Here is a 15,954-nt window from a genome sequence, read left to right as displayed (position 1 = left end):
GCCGAATTGGCGCAATGGACGGACAAGGGTTCGGGCGAGGAGCGGGCACTGTGCAGCGCTGGCGTGGCTTGGAGGACATCCCCGAGGGCTGGGGACGCAGCGTCGTCACCATCGGCTCCTACGACGGAGTGCACCGCGGCCACCAACTGATCATCGGCAAGGCCGTCGCGCGCGCCCGTGAGCTGGGGGTCCCCGCGGTGGTCGTCACCTTCGACCCGCACCCGAGCGAGGTCGTGCGGCCCGGCACCCACCCGCCGCTGCTGGCGCCGCACGACCGGCGTGCGGAGCTGATGGCCGGTCTGGGGGTGGACGCGGTGCTGATTCTCCCGTTCACCAAGGAGTTCTCGAAGCTGGCGCCGGCCGACTTCGTGGTCAAGGTGCTGGTCGACAAGCTGCAGGCCCAGGTCGTCGTCGAGGGCCCCAACTTCCGCTTCGGGCACAAGGCGACCGGCAATGTCGAGACCCTTGCGCAGCTCGGGACCACCTACGACTACACCGTGGAGGTCATCGACCTCTACGAGCGCGGGGCGGCGGGCGGCGGCGAGCCGTTCTCCTCCACGCTCACCCGCCGCCTGGTCGCCGAGGGCGATGTGGCCGGCGCGATGGAGGTCCTCGGACGGCCGCACCGTGTCGAGGGCGTCGTCGTACGCGGTGCCCAGCGCGGCCGTGAACTGGGCTTCCCGACGGCCAATGTGGAGACCCTGCCGCACACCGCGATCCCGGCCGACGGCGTTTACGCCGGCCTGCTGCAGGTCGAGGGTGAGGCGATGCCGGCGGCCATCTCGGTCGGCACCAACCCGCAGTTCGACGGCACGGCGCGGACCGTCGAGGCATATGCCATCGACCGGGTGGGCCTGGATCTGTACGGTCTGCACGTCGGGGTGGACTTTGTCGCCTACATTCGCGGCCAGGAGAAGTTCGACACGCTCGACGCGTTGCTGGAGCGGATGGCGGTCGATGTGAAGCTGGCTCGGGGGCTGGTCGCGGAGGCGGGTTGATCGCCGCCGGTTGGAGTTGATCGCCGTCGGTCGGGGGTTGAGCGCCGCCGCCGGGCCCTCCGGTTCCGGTTTCCCGGCCTTCCTGCTGTTCCGGATTCCCCGGCCTTCTGCCTGCCCTTCCGATTTTCCGGTCCTTCCCCGCCCGCTCCCGTTTTTCCCCGGGCTTACCCCTTTCGCGCTTGCCGGCCCAGACCTCCCGCGGTTACCGGTGCTCCCTCTCCCGCGGTTACCGGTGCTTTCCCTCCAGCGGTTACCGGCCCCGCCTCCAGCGGTACCGGCTCTTCCCCTCCCGGTTGTTCCGGCCTTACCCGCATATGTTTTTCCCCGCCGCCCACCCCCCTTCGGGGGGTGGGCGGGTGTAGAGGTGCGGTATCGCCAACTCGGCCGATTCCAGGCGGAGTTCGGCCGAAAGCGGTTCACTCGTCCGAGGGGTGACGTGCTATGGGGCGGGGCCCGGCATCAGTGTGAGATGCCGGGCCCCGCCCCATAGTGCGCTGTGCCGTGCCGTTATGCCCGCCTCACTGCGGAGGCGGCGGCTGCTGCCATCCCGGCGCCAGGCCCGGGTGTTCCGGCTGCGGTGCGTCCGGAGCGGGCTGTTGCTGCTGCCAGTGGGCCGGCGGCTGGGCGGGCTGCTGGGTCCAGCCGCCCTGCTGGGGCGGGTAACCGGCCGGCGGCTGGCCCTGCTGCGGCTGCTGTTGGGGCTGCGCCGGTGCGGGCTGGCCCTGTTGAGGCTGGCCCTGCTGGGCGTACTGCTGCTGGGCGTAGGGGTCGCCGCCCATCTGCTGCTGGGGGTACATCCCCGCCGCCTGCTGTGCCCGCGTGAAGTCCTCGGCCACCAGGGCGGAGAGGTTGAAGTACGCCTCACGGGTCTTGGGCCGCATCATGTCCAGGTCGACCTCGGCACCGGCGGCGAGATGCTCGTCGAAGGGGACGACCACCACACCGCGGCAGCGGGTCTCGAAGTGCGACACGATGTCATCGATCTTGATCATCTTGCCGGTCTCGCGGACACCCGAGATGACCGTGATACCCCGCTGCACCAGGTCGGCGTAGCCGTGCGCGGACAGCCAGTCCAGGGTGGTGCTCGCGCTGCTCGCACCGTCCACGGACGGGGTGGAGATGATGATCAACTGGTCGGCGAGGTCGAGCACTCCGCGCATCGCGCTGTAGAGCAGACCCGTACCCGAGTCGGTGAGGATGATCGGGTACTGCTTGCCGAGGATGTCGATCGCCCGTCGGTAGTCCTCGTCGTTGAACGTCGTGGAGACCGCGGGGTCCACGTCGTTGGCGAGGATCTCCAGGCCAGAAGGGGCCTGCGAGGTGAACCGGCGGATGTCCATGTAGCTGTGCAGATGCGGGATCGCGCCCACCAGGTCACGGATGGTCGCACCGGTCTCGCGCCGCACCCGTCGGCCGAGCGTGCCGGCGTCCGGGTTGGCGTCGATCGCCAGGATCTTGTCCTGCCGCTCGGACGCGAGGGTGGAGCCCAGTGCGGTGGTCGTGGTGGTCTTGCCGACACCGCCCTTGAGGCTGATCACCGCGATCCGGTAACAGGACATCACCGGCGTACGGATCAGCTCCAGCTTGCGCTGGCGCTCCGCCTCCTCCTTCTTGGCACCCAGCTTGAACTTGGACGGCTGGGCATTGGCACCCGGCTTGCGCTTCTTGGGCTGGTTGCGCAGCAGCCGGTCGGAGGTCAGCTCCACCGCGGCGCTGTAGCCGAGCGGCGCGCCGGGAGCGGCCCGCTGCTGCGGCTGCTGCTGACCCGGCTGCGAGTACGACGCGTAGTTCGCCGCCGCGTTCGGGTCGCCGGCCTGCTGGCCGGGGAGCGGCTGGTAGCCCTGCTGGGGTTGTTGAGCCTGCTGGGCCTGTTGAGCTTGCTGCGCTTGCTGGGCCTGCTGAGCTTGCTGGGCTTGTTGCGCCCGTGCCGCTTGGGCCTGTGCCGCTTGGGCCTGCGCCGCCTGAGCCTGAGCGGCCTGGGCCTGCGCCGCCTGCTGGGCGGCGGCCTGCTGCTGGTCGTAGCCGGGCTGGGCCTGCTGGGGGTGTGGGGCCTGCTGGCCCTGCTGCGGATAGCCCTGTGCGCCCGTCTGCGGATAGCCGTACGCGGGCTGTTGAGTGGCCGCGTACGGCTGCTGCGGCGTCTGCTGCCGGCCCTGCTGGGGGTAGCCGTACGCGGGCTGCGGGTAGCCGTAGGCGGGCTGTTGCTGCTGCCCGGGCGCGCCCTGGTGCTGTTGCGGGTAGCCACCCTGCTGAGCGGGCTGTCCCTGCGGATAGCCGACCTGCGGCTGCTGGGGCTGCTGTGACGGCTGCGCCTGCTGTTGCTGCGGGGCAGGTGTCTGCTGCTGCCCCTGCTGCGGCTGTTGACCGGCCTGGGCCTGAGCCGTCCGCGGGTCCGCCGGCTGGAACTCCGCCGGTAGCGGCGGCAGTGCGCCCTGCCCCGGCACACCCTGCTGCTGCCCCTCCGCCGCGGCACCCCAAGGAGCACCCTGCTGGGGAAGGCCCTGCTGAGGAGCACCCTGCTGAGGAATTCCCTGCTGGGGGGCGCCCTGCGGGGGCATCTGCTGGGGGACACCCTGCTGCGGCACACCTTGCTGGGGAACGCCCTGCTGCGGCGCGCCCTGCTCGGGCGCGCCCTGGTACGGCTGCTGCCCGCCCGGTGCGGGCTGTCCGCCCTGCGCCGCGGTCTCGGGGGCGGACGGGACGGGCGTGACGGGCGTGACGGGCGTGACGGCCTCAGGGGCCGGAGCTCCGCCCTCGGCGGCGTGCGGCGTCTGTGCGGCCTCGGGCTGCGGCACCGCGGTGGGTGCGGTCTCCGGCACCACCGCGGGCGCGGCCTCGGGCTCGGGCTCGGACGCACTCGCTGCCTCCGGCTCGTCGTCCTCGTCGTCGCCCCAGAGGGAAACCGACGGGTCGACACCCGTGCCCGAGCGGCGATTGCCGGCGTCCGCACCGGTGTCCGCACCGTCGTCCGTGGCCGGTGCGGCCTCCGCGGTCGGCTCGGGGCCGGGCGGTGCGGCGGCCGGTACGTCATTGCCGCTGTCCTGCGGGCGCAGGGTGGGGAAGCTCGGCGGTGCGGCCTCTACGGGCGGCGGAGCCGTCGGTGCACCCTGCTGTGGAATCCCGGGCGCACCCTGCTGCGGCGGCATTCCGGGCGCCCCCTGGGCGGGCCCGGGCAGCGGCTGGCCGGTGGGCGGGCCGAGCGGGGGCTGGGCGGCGGCGGGCGGAGTGGTGGGCGAAGACGCAGGAGGAGTCGCGGGGGAGGCGGCACTCGTGCCCCCACCACTGGTGTCGTTGCTCGCGTACCAGGCCGGTGCGGCGAAATCGATCTTGAACTCACCGGTCAGGTCGAACTCGGACTGGTCGTCGTCAGGATCGTTTCCGTCCGGACGGAAAGCCTCCTGCTCGTTCACTGTGCCTCCTGGTGTACTGCAACGCACCTGAACGGCAGGACCGGATACAGGCGGATCGATCGGATGTAGCGGAAGTCGGAACACACCACCCGGGGTTGCGCCAACACTAACTGTCTCCGTCCCCGTATCGACTGCCGTCGTGCTGTGCTCCTGCGGCTCTCCTGCACAGCCTAATCAAGACTCGGCCCTTAGCGGCAGTCGGTGCCATATCGTCTTCGAGCCCCTAGGGAGTGTCTGTCCCTAGGGGATGTCTGTCCCTAGGAGGGCCGCCCCTGGGCACGCTGACGGGCGCACCCGTGGGTGCGCCCGTCACACGGTGCCTGCGGCCGGTGGAGTACGCGCCGTGCGCGACCCCCCGCGGGGCAACCGGCCCGCAGGGGTGGTCAGTCCATACGGCGCGGGCCGCCGAGCAGGTTGGTCTCCGCTTCCGTGGGCTGGGTCATGACGAACTGGTGGCCGTCGCGCGAGCACCACAGCATGGCGTTGTCGCTGAGCGTCGGCAGCACCGCGCCGACCTGCTCCGGCAGCCGCATGATTCGCGTCACAACCTCCGCCTCCTCGGGCGAAAGCCGCTGCAGACCGACCAGATCGGCACGGCCGAGCATCTGCGGCGACCGCGGCCCCAGGAACGGCAGCACGGTCAGCACCGACTGCCAGGGGCTCGGGGCGAGCTGATTGCGCGGCGGTCGTGCACCCATGTCCCGTACGACCAGCACCGGGCTGGAAACCGACGGTCCCTGGGGCGCGATCTGACGCACATCGTGGACGGAGACGCACTGCTGCCCGCCGCCCGCGGCCTGCGCCATCTGCCCCCAGGCCGGCGGCCGCGCCGTCTCGACCGCGACCCGCGCGCCGGTGGCGACCGTACGCAGCGCCAGCACCTGCGCCATCCACATGCTGCCGACCAGCGCGATCTCCATGGGCGCCGGTCGCAGCAGGCTCAGCACGGCGGGCTGGTTCTGCGGGTCGATGCCGATGATCACGCCGTCGTCACCGACCGGCAGGGTCAGCGAGGCGAGCGACTCCGCGGTCAGGATGTGCGGGCTCCGCCGCGGGCCGCGCAGGCCGAAACCGGGCCGGGGCTTCGGGCCGTTCGGACCCGACTGCCCCTCGTCCGGGCGTGGCTGGTGCGAGAGGCGGCCGCCGGTGCCGCCGCCCCCTACGGGGGGATTGCGCCAGCCGTTGCCGCTGGTGTTGACGCGGGGCTGATAGGTGGGAGAGGCCATCAGCGGGTACCTCCGAGGGGAAGCGTGGCCAGCAGGCCGGGCAGCTGTTCCCGGTCGAGCCGTACGAGCCCGACCTTCGCGGAACCGGAACGACGCTCCAACTCGCTCTGTGCGGCGGAGAGTTCGTTCTCACTGCGGGTGGAAAGACGGACGTAACCCGAGATGGCCGGGGCGCGGCCACCGCCGTGCGTGGCGGTCAGGGTGAAGGTGCTGGCCATCGCCCTGGTGCTGGTCAGCAGCTGGGTGATGGCCGCCAACGGGGCACCGCCCTGCCCCAGTTGGGGCCACCGGCCGATCCAGTACGTGGTGTGCCAGCGGTCGTCGCAGCGCATGGCCCGGGTCGTCTCCTGGGTGCGGCGGGCCGCCCGGCCGTCGCGCCCCATCGCCCCGTTGGCGGCCCGCGGGCTGACGCACACCGCGGTACCGATCGCGGCCACGACCTCCCGCTCGGCGAGCACCTTGGCCCGTACGCCGTGTGCGGTCAGCCGGCTGACGAGCTGGTCGGCGGCGCGCAGCAGCGAACGCTTGGCACCCTCCATCCCGCCGCCGCGGGCCTCGATCGCCTCCGAGCACAGCTCGGGGTCGAGCTTGAGGGCGATCCACGTCAGCTGCAGCGCCGGCGTCTGCGACTGGGCCTGCAGCGGCTCGTACGAACGGGCCGCAACGGCCTGCTCGGGGAGGTGCGGCGCCGGCGCGGGCTGGGTGTACTGGACGAACTGCACCGATTCGAGGTGGATGTCCTCGACGTCGAGCGCGGTGTGCAGCACATCGAGCGGCAGCATGTGGCTGCCGCGCTGCGGCCGCAGCGGCTCGTCACGGGCGTCCACCTGGACGAGGGCCGTCAGAAACGTCCCGTCGCCGACGAACCCGATGGCGCGCTGGTCCGATTCGGTGGTGAATTCGTAGGTCTGCAGCGCCGGTTCGCACTCCACCACCGGCGCGAACGCGGGGTCCACGCCCTGCGTCGCCGCGAGCGCGGAGTTGCTGTCCTTGCCGCGGCGCTTCATGGCGCGCACGGTCGTGATCCATTCCGGCAGCGGAATCTTCCGCCGCCGGCCGAGCGCGAAAATGACCAGAAGGGCCGCGATCACGATGGCCGCGGTCAGGGCGGCCGGGTGGATCGTCCAGCCCACCAGCACCAGTGCCGCGGCGAGTTCGATGATGGCCAGCTGCTGGACGCGGACCCCGCCGATGGTGCCGGCCTGTTGGCGCAGCCGCGGTGCCACCGGACCGGCCGGACGGGCCGCGGAATCCCCGCCGCCATTTCCTCTGTTGCCCGAAGCTGTACCGTTTTGGTCAGCATTTCCCGCGTATTGCGGGGCAGCGGAAGGCTGTTGCTGCTGTTGCCGCCCATTGCGGCGTCGAGCCCTGGTGGCGCTGGACATCCCCCGGCCTGCTCCTCTACTGGTGGTGTGGCCTCTGGACGCGTCGGTCGCCCGCTGAGACTGGTGCGTTGGAAGGTGGCACCCGTACCGTACGGGTCGATCGACACACGGCATAGTAGAGGGCGCTACGGCGTGAGTGCCGGGGGCGGTCGATGTGGATCCAACAGGCGGGGAGAGAAAGCAACAATGGCATCACGTCGGGACGAGCTGAATGCGTATTCGTTTGCTCGAAAGCGCACGAATGCGGCATTTCTGAAGCCGCTGCCGAACGGATCGATCGAGAGTGCCCCCAAGCCGCTCAAGGCGGTGGTGCCCAGCGTGATGATGGGTGTCATCGCCCTCGTGGGATTCGGTGCCTGCGGCATTCTCAAGCCGGTTGCTCCGCAGGGCTGGGACGATCCCGGGAAGAATGTCATCGTCGGGGATAAATCCACCACGCGCTATATCGTCCTGAACAACGGCAAGCACGGCGAGAAGCTGCTGTATCCCATCCTTAACCTTGCCTCCGCCCGGCTGCTTATCGACCCGAACTTCAAGGTGGTCAAGGTCAAGGAATCCGAGCTGGACGGAAAGATTCCACACGGACCGGCCATTGGTATTCCTTACGCCCCCGACCGGCTGCCCGCCTCGGAGGACGCCGACAAGCCGAAGACCTGGGCGGTGTGCAACCGCCCCGGCAGCGGCCTCAACAGCAAGCCCCAGCAGTCCGTGTTCGTCCTGGGCGGCAAGGACAAGCAGGCCGTCGAGGACAAGGGCAAGCTCGACCTCCGCCAGGCGCTGTACGTCGAGGACCCCCAGAAGAAGCGTTGGCTGGTCGACAGCGAGGGCAAGGCCTTCGCGTTCAACGGCGGGAGTGAAGCGGTCAACGACAGGCTGCGCCGCATCATCTTCTCCTCCGCCCGGCCGCAGCAGGTGTCGCAGCAGTTCATGGACACCCTCATCGTCCTCCCGCGCCAGGTCGGCATCAGCATGCCCGTGGTCACCGGGGCGGGCGGGCAGAGCACCGACCCGAAGATCCCGGCGCGGGCCAAGAAGATCGGCTCGATCCTCCAGGACAGCCACGGCCAGAAGTTCGTCGTCGAGCAGGACGGCGTCGAGGAGGTGTCGGACTTCGTCGCGAACCTCCTGGAGGAGGGTGCGAACGCGGACAAGGTGAACGGCGACGGTACGCCGATCAAGCCCGAACCCATCGCCGTCGACGCCGTCCCCCCGAAGAAGGACGACTCGGGGAACCCGACGAAGTTCATGGGGCAGTTCGGCGCGTTCCCCTCCCCGTGGCCCTCCGAGAGCCTCTCGGTCGCCAACAATTTCGCGGAGGGCTCCCAGACCGGCGGACTGACCAGCCCCACCCAAAACGGGGTGTCCTGCAGCGTCTACAACGGCAAGAACATCAAGCTCCCGGGCGGTGAGGAGAGGCAGCTCAACTTCCCGAACGGTGTGCCGGACATGCAGACGTGGGTCGGCAAGGACTACCCGGTCAAAATCGCCACCGGCGCCAACTCGTATGTCACGCCCGGCAGCGGTCTGCTCTACACGCAGGTGCGCACTCCCCAGGACAAGACCGGCAGCCAGTTCCTGATCACCGACACCGGACTGCGTTATCCGCTGCCGAGGAACAACGACAGCGACGGCAAGTCCGGCAAGGCCGACGACGAACAGGACAAGGCGAAGATCCACCTCGGCTACGAGGGCGCGCATCCGCCGCTGATCCTGAAGGCCTGGTCCGAACTCCTCTCGGCCGGCCCGTCGCTGGACATTCAGAGCGCCAAGAAGCCGCAGTCGTCCTGAGGGTGAGCGAAGGCCGTACCGGGTCCCGGAAAACGGGCATTCCGGCGCGGCCTTCGGTGTACCCGGGATTCCGCTGCCGCCGCATTTCCTCCGGTGCCGCGAGAACCTTCTTTGTGTGATCTTCGCCGGTCCGACCCGCTGGGGGATGACCGATAGTGGTACATCTGTCCGTTTCTTGTGAACAACGTTTCACCAACGGGTAGTTGACATTGTTGTGATCCCGTCACAACAGCCCGCCCCCTGTTGGGGACAGCCATATCGAGTGGTTAAAGTAGCCAAAGGCGTCAGCAGGAGATGCCTGCCGCGCGAGCGCCTGTGGCTGCCCGGTGCGGTACGACGTACGAGTCTCATGGGGGACGTTGACTATGGCTGGTCAGCAGTACACAACCACCGAGGAGGAGATGGTCGCGTTCAGCGGCAAGATCTCCTCGGTCAACCAGTCGATCCGGGGCGAGATCTCGCGCCTGAACACGGTCGTCGACACCATCACGTCTGGTTGGAAGGGTGCTGCGGCCTCCTCGTACAACCAGCTCCAGTCCCAGGTGAACGAGGACGCCACCCGTCTCAACCAGCTTCTGGGTGAGATCAAGGAAGCGATCGACGCGACCACGAAGAACTACTCGGCCTCCGAAGAGGAGCAGGCCCAGTCGATCTCGCACATCTCCGCCTCGGCTTCCCCGTTCGGATGATGGAGCCGCGTCGCATTCCGCGGCGCAGCGGCTCAGCGGCCTCGGCTCGGGCCGGCCGGGCAGTCCCCGCCGGCCCACCGTGGCACGTGCATCGACCAGGCTTTATCAACTCCTGAGGAGACACCATGTCAGGCCAGATCCTCGTTAATTTCGCGACGATCTCGCAGGCCAGTTCCGACGTGCGCGGTACGGCCAACAACATCCGCCAGCAGCTCGACGACCTCGAGGCGGGCGTCAAGAAGATCGCCGCCAGCTGGGAAGGTGCCGCGCAGGAGGGCTACCAGGCCCGCCAGCGCGAGTGGGACCAGCGCGCGGCCTCCCTGCACTCGACGCTTGAGGCCATCGCCAAGGCGCTGGACCAGGCCGCCCAGAACTACCAGGCCACCGAGCACAAGAACTCCGGCATCTGGGCAGGCTGACCTCCGGTCGGTCGAGCCGGAGACGGCTAGATCTGAGCAGCCCGGCTGCTCGCACAGTGGTCCATGAGGGCGAGCGCGCTGCATCAGTGCGCTCGCCCTTCTGCCGTCCACCACTCCTTCACTTTTTCGTCTCCCTCCTCTCACACTTCGTTCCTTCCCATTTCGCCACACATGGAGAGCAGAAAGCCCGTGGGATCTCGCGCCATTGGTCACCGAGCCGGGCACCGTCGCCGAGCGGCGGGTGCACTGGTCACGGCGGTGTGCATCGTCGGCCTGTCGAGTGTCACCGCCGCACCGGCGGTCGCGGACCCGAACGTGCCGCTCAACAGTGGTGAGTGCAAGTTCGGCACCAACGACATCAAAGAGACCCCCTGGTCGCTGCAGCGCCTCCTGACCAACCAGATGTGGGCTGACACCCGGGGGAAGGGCGTCCGCGTCGCCGTCATCGACACCGGCATCGACGAGGGCAACTCGCAGATCAAGCCCAACATCGGAAGCGGCGGCAAGAAGTTCGTCCCCGGCCCCGGTAAGCCGACCGTCGATCAGGTCGGCCACGGCACCAAAGTGGCGGGCATCATCGCCGCCCACCCGAAGTCGGGTTCCGGCTTCTATGGAATCGCCCCCGAGGCGAAGGTCATTCCGCTGCAGCAGACCACCGAGGAGAAGGCCGGCACCTCCGACAGCCTCGCCGCCGCCATCAATTACGCGGTGCAGCTGAAGGTCAACATCATCAACATCTCCCAGGGCACGGACGCCGGCGAGGAAAAGCTGGGCCCCCTGAAGGCGGCGATCCAGCGAGCCGCCCAACAAGACATCCTCATCGTCGCGTCGGCCGGAAACGACGGCGCGAGCGGTAAGGAAAAGAAGATGTACCCGGCCGCGTTCCAGGAATTCGACAATGTCCTGTCCGTTGCCGCCTCGGACCGCAACAACGAGCGCGCCCCCTTCTCCCAGCCGGGCGACTGGGTCGACATCGCCGCGCCAGGCGTGAACATGGTCTCCACCGTCCCCGACGGCGGCAACTGTGTCGACCAGGGCACCAGCTTCGCCGCGCCCTACGCCGCGGGCGCCGCTGCCCTCTTGATCGCGAAGCACCAGAACGAGGTCCCGAAGTGGACCCCGGAGCAGGTCATCTGGCATCTGGAACAGACCGCGGAGCGCGTGCGCCCGAAGGCGGACCAGAACATCGGCTGGGGTGTCGTCGACCCGGTGGCCGCCCTCAACGACGACACCAGGCCCACCGCCTCACCCAAGCCGGACGCGCCGAAAAATACGGCTGACGGCTCCAACATCCAGCCGGCCGCCGTCACCATCGGCGAATCCGCCGAAGATCGGCGCGCCCGCATCTCCATCTACATTGTCGGGGGCGGACTTCTTGTCGTCGCTGCGGTAGTTGGTTCGGCCATCGCGCTCCGCGACTGGCGACGGAAGAACGCATAGTAGACACGGGGAGACGACGTATGGCCAACAACTCCTATCGCGTTGATCTTGACAGACTCGATGAGGTCGTCAAGAAGCTCAACAATGTCCTCAAGGACATGCAGGGCGCATCCGGCAAGGCCAAGAGCGGGACGCATCTGCCGGAAGGTGCGCTGGGCAAGGACTTCGAGGAAGAGCGCGAACTTCGGCAGACGCATGGCGATATGAAGGAGTTCATCGAGAAATACGTGCTCAAAAAGCTTGAGGACTTGATCGATGATCTCCAGAAGAAGACCACGAAGACTCATGGTGCCTATCAGGACCAGGAGCAGAGCACGAGCAATGCGTTGAAGAGCGGCCAGCCTTCGGCGCACAAGAACTACTCCTGAACGATGGCATCGAGCTCGCAGAGGAAAAGGGGGCAGGGGCGTGGGTAGTTACGCGGACAACAAGTACGCACCACAGGACAAGTGCTATGCCATCGAGAACACCACGAAGTTCTACAAGATCGACTTCACGGCGCTGAAGGCCATGGTGGCCGATGCGAAGCCGGAGACGGTCGCCGGCGTCTCCCACGCCTGGAAACAGGTGCACGACACGATGGTGGTCGACAGTGGCGGTGGCATCCGGGCCTACTTCGACAAGGCCATCGAGGAGGTCTTGCAGCACTGGGACGGCGATGCGGCGAAGGCGTTCCGTGAGCGAGCCAAGAAGATCAGCGAGAGCATCGGGAACGGTGCTCTGTATGCCAAGAACGTGAGCGCAGGCATGGGCCGCGCGCACGAGGCTCTGAGCTCGTACAAGCAGCATCTCGACGGCATGGAGATGCCCGACTGGGGCGACCGGGCCTGGGACTGGGCGACGGACCACATCGACCGCCAGGACAAGAACGCCGACGCGCAGCTGGCGGGCGGAAAGAGCGCGACTCAGGTCGTTGAGGACAACGAAGACGACCTGTCCGCGCAGAAGGAGACGCAGCTGAAGGCTGCGGCGACCATGGAATATCTGGGCGCTGCGTACCGGACGAATGCGGCAGCGATCGGGAAGCCGACGCCCCCGAACGTCGACGACCCGAACAACATCCCGCCGCCGGACAACCCGGGAATCCCGCCGGTTCACTACCCCCTTCCGGGGAGCATCACCAAGCCCAAGGGGACGCGTAGGGGGTCGATGAAGCCCTTGGGTCAGGGGCCGGGGGCCTCGAGCGACGGCCTGAAGACACCGGGGATCAATGGCGGTGTCGGCAACACGATGCCGGGCAAGGGATCCTTCACGCCGCCGAGCGTGGGTACCGGCCTCGACAGCTTCACTCCGCCACAAGCGCCCAGTGGTCCGGGCGGCGGCGTCGGTGTCCCCGGTGGTACCGGTGGCGGTCCTGGTACCGGGGGCCTGAGTGGTGGTGGCGGTCCCAGCGGCATCGGTGGCGGCCCGGGTGGCGTTCCCGGCATGCCGGGCGGCATGGCCGGGCGAGGCACGCCCGGTGCACGTACCGGCGGGACCATTGGTGCTCGCCCTGGTGGTGCGACCACCGGCGGCGGGGCAGCCGGTCGCGGTGCCGGCCGTCCGGGCATGCCGGGTATGGGCGGTGCCGGCGCGGCGGGCGCCAAGGGCGGCGCCAAGGGTGCTGGTGCAGCAGGTCGCGGCGGTGCCCTCGCCCGCCAGAAGGGGGGCCTCGTCGGCGGCGCTGCCGAAGGCAAGGGAGCCGGTGGCTCCCAGGGGGGCTCGGGTCTGCACCGCAGCCGTGGTGGTGCCCAGGCTGGTTCCGGGGCATCCGGGAGTCGGCGTCCGGCAGGGATGCCCGGGATGCATGGTGCCCATGGTGCCAAGGGCAAGAATGACAAGGGGCAGAACGGTGAGCGGCCGGACTACCTTGTTGAGGATGAGGAGACCTGGACACCCGAGCGAGATGTGGCTCCGAAGGTGATCGAGTAGCTAGCCTTCGGGTGTGACGGCGGCGGAAACGAGTGGGGCCCGCAGCCTTAGGGCTGCGGGCCGCAACCTGTTGAGGAGAGGCGTTTACAGCATGAGCTTCACGCGGACGCTGCGTGCGGTGGGTAGCGTGGCGGCGGCAGGGGCACTGCTCTTCACCGCCGCGCCGACCGCTTCGGCAGACTACATCCGGGACGGACAGTGGGCGCTTGACGCGTTCAATCCGCAGAAGGTGTGGAAAGAGTCGACCGGTAAAAACGTCACTGTGGCGGTCATTGACTCCGGTGTGAACGGGGATCACGTCGACCTCAAGGGGAATGTCCTCCCGGGGAAGAGCTTCGCCGACGGGGGCGGTACAGCAGATCATGAATCTGGCGATGACCACGGCACGGCAATGGCGGCCTTGATCGCGGGGCATGGGCACGGTGCCCGCCACGCTGACGGCATCATGGGTCTGGCACCAGACGCGAAGATCCTTCCGATCAAGAGGAATGAATCGATCGGTGGAGACGCGAACAACGTCGACGGTCCCATTCGGTACGCGGTTGATCACGGTGCAAAGGTCATCAACATGTCCTTTGCGGGGCCTTACGCGCTGACCGACAAGGAAAAAAGCGCGATCAGCTATGCCGTGAAGAAGGACGTGTTGCTGGTTGCTGGTTCCGGTAACGACGGCACCAGTAAGCCGTCCTATCCAGCTGCAGCGCCCGGTGTGTTGGCGGTCGGCGCGGTCGCCGAGGACGGCAACGTCCTTGGCGAGTCAAACTACGGCCCCCACATCCGTTTGATCGCTCCCGGTGAGAAGATCTACTCCGCTGGTACCTCCATGAAGTATCGGCAGGCCACGGGCACCTCCGACTCAACGGCTTACGTATCGGCCGCCGCCGCCCTCGTTCGCTCGAAGTACCCGGATCTCACCGCGGGGCAGGTGGCCAATCGGCTCACGAAGACGGCAATCACCCCCGATGGCAAGACGGGCATCTCTTCCCCTGACCCCAAGTACGGCTACGGAGTGATTCGTCCGTACCGGGCCCTCTCGGAGAAGATCCCTGCCGGATCGAAGAACGGGCCGCTCACCATGCCGAAGGATTCTGAGCCTTCTGCCGGTGCTGGTGCGGATGCTCCGGCCGGTGAAGCTCCAGGGAGCGCGAGCGAGGGGAAGAGCAGCGGCCTGAGCCCCATTGCAGTCGCCGGAATCGCTCTCGGCGTGGTGGTCGTTCTGGGGATTGTCGTGGGTGTGGTCCTTGCCAACAAGAAGCGCCGCAACGGTCCGCCTCCAGGTGGCACTGGTTTCGGCGGTCCGGGTAGCGGAGCTGGAGTTCCGCCGCAGCATCAGTTCGGCTACTACCAGCAGCCGGGGAACCCTGGTGCCTACCCGCCGGCACCTCCCACTCAGCCTCCGGGGCAGTGAGGTCGCGCGCCATCCCGTGAAGAGATGCCAGGTGGCGAGTAGGTGCCGGAGCGCAGCTTTTTCACCCGGGGCGCGTTGCTCGTCCAGCGCGGGATGCATGCGCCTGGTGTAGCCACCGGCCACGCCACTGTGCAGTTGCAGTTCAGGGGAAGTGGATTGGGCCCACAGCCGAGGAGGCTGTGGGCCCAGTTCTTTGCTGTGACAGTGCGGTGCCGGCTCAGCCGAAGACCGAGCGGACCTCGTCCGTGACGTCCTGGTGGCGGGTGGCCGCGCCGCCCGTGCGGCGGTCGACATGGCGCTGTGCGTGGTCCAGGCCCCGGTTGGTGAGGTCTTCCTTGGCGTGGTCGACATAGGTGGTGGGGTCGGCGAGGCTGGTGACGCCGTCCTTGTACTCCTGGGCGCCTTCCTTGATGCCGTCGACGTATTCGCCGGCTTTATCCTTGCCGATGTCGGCGGTTTCGCCCCAGTCGATTCCGTCTTGGGCGCCGAAGTGGCTTTCGATGCCCTGCTGGGCGACGTTCTGGGCCATCTCCGTGGCGGCCTCTTGGGCCTTTGCCTTGCCCTCTTCGACGATCTTGTCCTTGGCGATTTCCTTCGCCTGATCGATGACCTTGTCCTTGACGGTTTCCTTGACCGTCTTCTTGACGTAGTCCGCCGCGATTTTGCGGGCTTCCTTCGAGACGGCCTTCTTCGCCATCTTTTTGATGGCATCCATGGTGGCGTGTTCCATGGCCTTGGTGGCCGCCTCCATGACCTCGCGTTTGATCTTGTCGAGGATCTGGCGGACGATCAGGCGGGTGGCCTGGGTGGCGCCTGCGGCACCGAGCTCGGACAGGCCCAGGGTGAAGGGTGCAGCGGCCTGTGCCGCGATGATCTCGGTGGCCAGCATGACGAGCTGGACAATGACGGCGATCTTGCCGGCGAGAACGGCGAGGGCGGCAGCATCGAAGGCGACGGCGATTACCTCGGCCGCCGCGGCGGCATCACGAAGGTAGTTGTCGCCGCCGTCCCCGCCGCCGGAATAGGAACCCCATTCGTGGGAAAAGCCCTCGATCGCCTCTCCGGAGTTGGCGGAGACGACCTCATTGGCTGCCGAAGAGCCCTTGGAGGACGCTTGATTGACCGCCTCGGCGAAGTTGCGCCAGGTCTGGGCGCACTCGTGAAGCTTGTCCTCGTCGGCATCCGGCCAGTTGTAGCCGAGCAAATCCAGGACCCAAGCAACCTCGCTTGGCAGCGTCAATGACACAGTGATCGTCCCCCGTGCAGTGGTAGCCGATTGT

At 68.0% G+C, this 15,954-nt stretch carries 12 protein-coding genes; 8 read left to right on the top strand and 4 right to left on the bottom strand.

The genetic code is table 11. The features are described 5' to 3' along the window. Positions 1 to 50 precede the first annotated feature (50 nt). On the top strand, positions 51 to 998 hold the full coding sequence (locus ACF088_RS00155) for a bifunctional riboflavin kinase/FAD synthetase (RefSeq protein ID WP_392373059.1): 948 nt from the start codon (positions 51 to 53) through the stop codon (positions 996 to 998). A gap of 518 nt (positions 999 to 1,516) precedes the next feature. Here ACF088_RS00155 and ACF088_RS00150 read toward each other — a convergent pair. The 3 genes from ACF088_RS00150 to eccE all read right to left on the bottom strand — a co-directional run bounded on the left by ACF088_RS00150 (position 1,517) and on the right by eccE (position 6,860). After that, positions 1,517 to 4,408, bottom strand: a complete 2,892-nt coding sequence (locus tag ACF088_RS00150; RefSeq protein ID WP_392373057.1) for an SCO5717 family growth-regulating ATPase — start codon at positions 4,406 to 4,408, stop codon at positions 1,517 to 1,519. 383 nt (positions 4,409 to 4,791) lie between these two features. After that, complete coding sequence (locus ACF088_RS00145; protein WP_392373056.1) at positions 4,792 to 5,634, bottom strand: hypothetical protein; 843 nt, start codon at positions 5,632 to 5,634, stop codon at positions 4,792 to 4,794. Continuing rightward, complete coding sequence (gene eccE, locus ACF088_RS00140; protein WP_392373055.1) at positions 5,634 to 6,860, bottom strand: type VII secretion protein EccE; 1,227 nt, start codon at positions 6,858 to 6,860, stop codon at positions 5,634 to 5,636. Before eccE ends, ACF088_RS00145 begins: the two co-directional genes overlap by 1 nt. Before the next feature lie 345 nt (positions 6,861 to 7,205). On the opposite strand from eccE, the gene ACF088_RS00135 reads away from it, so the two are divergent. The 7 genes from ACF088_RS00135 to ACF088_RS00105 all read left to right on the top strand — a co-directional run bounded on the left by ACF088_RS00135 (position 7,206) and on the right by ACF088_RS00105 (position 14,674). Beyond that, positions 7,206 to 8,807 (top strand): type VII secretion protein EccB, encoded by a 1,602-nt coding sequence (locus ACF088_RS00135; protein ID WP_392373054.1) that lies wholly within the window; start codon positions 7,206 to 7,208, stop codon positions 8,805 to 8,807. A 365-nt stretch (positions 8,808 to 9,172) separates the two neighbouring features. Further along, positions 9,173 to 9,496: a WXG100 family type VII secretion target gene (locus ACF088_RS00130; RefSeq protein ID WP_392373053.1), complete on the top strand. Its 324-nt coding sequence runs from the start codon at positions 9,173 to 9,175 to the stop codon at positions 9,494 to 9,496. Between the two features lie 125 nt (positions 9,497 to 9,621). Beyond that, a complete protein-coding gene (locus tag ACF088_RS00125; protein WP_006602760.1) occupies positions 9,622 to 9,915 on the top strand; it encodes a WXG100 family type VII secretion target in 294 nt (97 codons plus the stop codon). A 315-nt stretch (positions 9,916 to 10,230) separates the two neighbouring features. Then, positions 10,231 to 11,355 (top strand): type VII secretion-associated serine protease mycosin, encoded by a 1,125-nt coding sequence (gene mycP, locus ACF088_RS00120; RefSeq protein WP_392373945.1) that lies wholly within the window; start codon positions 10,231 to 10,233, stop codon positions 11,353 to 11,355. A 20-nt stretch (positions 11,356 to 11,375) separates the two neighbouring features. Continuing rightward, positions 11,376 to 11,723 carry a hypothetical protein gene (locus ACF088_RS00115; RefSeq protein WP_392373052.1) on the top strand — a complete coding sequence of 116 codons (348 nt, stop codon included), beginning with the start codon at positions 11,376 to 11,378 and terminating at the stop codon, positions 11,721 to 11,723. Between the two features lie 40 nt (positions 11,724 to 11,763). Continuing rightward, complete coding sequence (locus tag ACF088_RS00110; protein WP_392373051.1) at positions 11,764 to 13,266, top strand: hypothetical protein; 1,503 nt, start codon at positions 11,764 to 11,766, stop codon at positions 13,264 to 13,266. 91 nt (positions 13,267 to 13,357) lie between these two features. Then, positions 13,358 to 14,674: a S8 family serine peptidase gene (locus ACF088_RS00105; RefSeq protein WP_392373050.1), complete on the top strand. Its 1,317-nt coding sequence runs from the start codon at positions 13,358 to 13,360 to the stop codon at positions 14,672 to 14,674. Between the two features lie 217 nt (positions 14,675 to 14,891). On the opposite strand, the gene ACF088_RS00100 is transcribed toward ACF088_RS00105, so the two are convergent. Beyond that, positions 14,892 to 15,920 (bottom strand): PE-PGRS family protein, encoded by a 1,029-nt coding sequence (locus ACF088_RS00100; protein WP_392373049.1) that lies wholly within the window; start codon positions 15,918 to 15,920, stop codon positions 14,892 to 14,894. Positions 15,921 to 15,954 lie beyond the last annotated feature (34 nt).

Source organism: Streptomyces sp. NPDC015125 (assembly GCF_043080045.1).
Classification (GTDB): Bacteria; Actinomycetota; Actinomycetes; order Streptomycetales; family Streptomycetaceae; genus Streptomyces.
Note: the sequence above shows the minus strand (reverse complement) of the source record. Positions and strands in the feature narration are given on the sequence as shown.